The organism is Burkholderia sp. ABCPW 111, assembly GCF_000773065.1.
Classification (GTDB): domain Bacteria; phylum Pseudomonadota; class Gammaproteobacteria; order Burkholderiales; family Burkholderiaceae; genus Burkholderia; species Burkholderia savannae.
In genome coordinates, this window is record NZ_JPWT01000027.1 from 1 (window position 1) to 2051 (window position 2051).

Annotated in this window: 2 protein-coding genes and 1 pseudogene; 1 reads left to right on the forward strand and 2 read right to left on the reverse strand. The window is 66.7% G+C overall.

From position 1 onward, the window contains the following. The first annotated feature begins 158 nt into the window (after positions 1-158). Complete coding sequence (locus X946_RS05235; protein ID WP_038744704.1) at positions 159-545, forward strand: RidA family protein; 387 nt, start codon at positions 159-161, stop codon at positions 543-545. 245 nt (positions 546-790) lie between these two features. Here the strand turns inward: X946_RS05235 and queF are convergent, their stop codons facing one another. Continuing rightward, positions 791-1615: an NADPH-dependent 7-cyano-7-deazaguanine reductase QueF gene (gene queF, locus X946_RS05240; RefSeq protein ID WP_038744705.1), complete on the reverse strand. Its 825-nt coding sequence runs from the start codon at positions 1613-1615 to the stop codon at positions 791-793. A 19-nt stretch (positions 1616-1634) separates the two neighbouring features. Further along, positions 1635-2051 (reverse strand): annotated as a pseudogene (locus X946_RS05245) (threonine ammonia-lyase, biosynthetic); the annotation flags it as partial.

The following is a 2051-nucleotide window of genomic DNA, read 5'->3' on the forward strand; positions in this document are numbered from 1 at the left end:
GGCAATGGAACGTCGGCAATGGAACGTCGGCAATGGAACGTCGGCAATGGAACGTCGGCAATGGAACGTCGGCAATGGAACGTCGGCAATGGAACGTCGCGCGCCGCGCGCCTTGCGCGGGCGGCGCGCGTTGGCAAACGAAACGAAGGAGTGAAACGATGAAGCGATATGGCGTGGGCGAAGCGAAGGGCACGGGCGGTCAGGTGATGCCGTTCGCGCGTGCGGTCGAGGCGGACGGGTGGCTCTACGTGTCCGGCCAGACGCCGATGGTGAACGGCGAGGTCGTCGAGGGCGGGGTCGTCACGCAGTCGAAGCAGGCGATCGAGAACGTGATCGCGATCCTGAAGGAAGCGGGCTACGGCCTCGAGCACGTCGTGCGCTGCGGCGTGTGGCTCGACGACGCGCGCGATTTCGCGTCGTTCAACAAGGTCTTCATCTCGTATTTCGGCGAGCATCCGCCCGCGCGCGCGTGCGTGCAGTCGAGCATGGTGATCGACTGCAAGGTCGAAGTCGACTGTATCGCGTACAAGGCGCCGGCGAAGTGACGCGGCGCGCGCCGCGCGCGGCACGTCGGCGGTAAACGAAAAACGGGGCCCCGAGCGGGCCCCGTTTTTTCATGGGCGAACCGGATCGGCGCTCGCGGGCGGGGCGCGGCTGACCGATCGCCTCGCACCATCCCGCGCCATCTCTCGCCATCTCGCGGCAAGCCGAGCATTCGCACGCAGGCGGCGCTCGGTGACGGCCGATGGCGGCGCGCGACGCTCGCGCCGCGAGCGTCACCGCCCGCGCGTCACTGCCGCGCGGTGCGCGCGTTGTCCGGCATCGGCTGGTTGTAATTGGTGCGGAACGGATTGATGTCGAGCCCGCCGCGGCGCGTGTAACGCGCGTAGACGGCGAGCTTCACCGGCTTGCACGCGCGCAGGATGTCGACGAAGATCCGCTCGACGCACTGCTCGTGAAAGCCCGTGTGATTGCGAAACGAAATGATGTAGCGCAGCAGGCCGGCATGATCGATCGGCGCGCCGATGTAGTGGATCTGCACGCTGCCCCAGTCTGGCTGGCCCGTCACCGGGCAGTTCGATTTCAGCAGATCGGTGACGAGCGTCTCCTCGACGGGCGCCTCGTCGTGCGACGCGGTGAGGAACGACGGATCGGGCTCGTAGACGTCGGCTTCGAGATCGAGGCGGTCGAGCGACAGCCCGTCGAGCTCGTCCATCTGCAGCTTGCGGAATTCGGCGGGCGGCGCAAGGCGCACCGTCACGTTCGCGCCGCATGCGGCCGACACGTCGCGCTTGAGCGTGTCGCGCACCGCGTCGATCGATTCGAACGCGGTCTGCGCGAACGAGCCGAGATACAGCTTGAACGACTTCGATTCGACGATGTTCGGCGATTCGGCCGGCACGTAGAACGTCGCGATCGCGACTTGCGGCTTGCCGCGCGCGTTGAGCCACGACAGCTCGTACGCGTTCCAGATGTCGGTGCCGAAGAACGGCAGCTGCGCGCCGATGCCGATCTGCTCGCGCGCGCCCGCGCGCGGGATCGGAAACAGCAGCGACGCATCGTAGGCGCCCGAGTAGACGGTCGTCTTGCCGAGCGGGGAGTGTTCGGGGTTCATATCGTATGGGGATTGCGGATCAGGACAGGAAGAGGCGATACGCGGGATTGCCGCTCTCTTCCCAGAACGGATAGCCGAGCGCCGCGAGGAAGCGCTCGAACTCCGCGTGGTCGGCCTGCGGCACTTGCAGGCCGACGAGGATCGAGCTGTAGTCGGCGCCCTGGTTCCGGTAGTGGAACAGGCTGATGTTCCAGTCGGGCGCCATCGACGACAGGAACTTCATCAGCGCGCCCGGCCGCTCGGGGAATTCGAAGCGGAACAGCCGCTCGTCGTGCGCGAGCGGCGAGCGGCCGCCGACCATGTAGCGGACGTGCTGCTTCGACAGCTCGTCGCCCGACAGATCGACAGTGTCGAAGCCGTGCACGGCGAAGTTGCGCGCGATCTCGTCCGATTCGTCGCGCCGCTTGATCTGCACGCCGACGAAGATGTGCGCCGA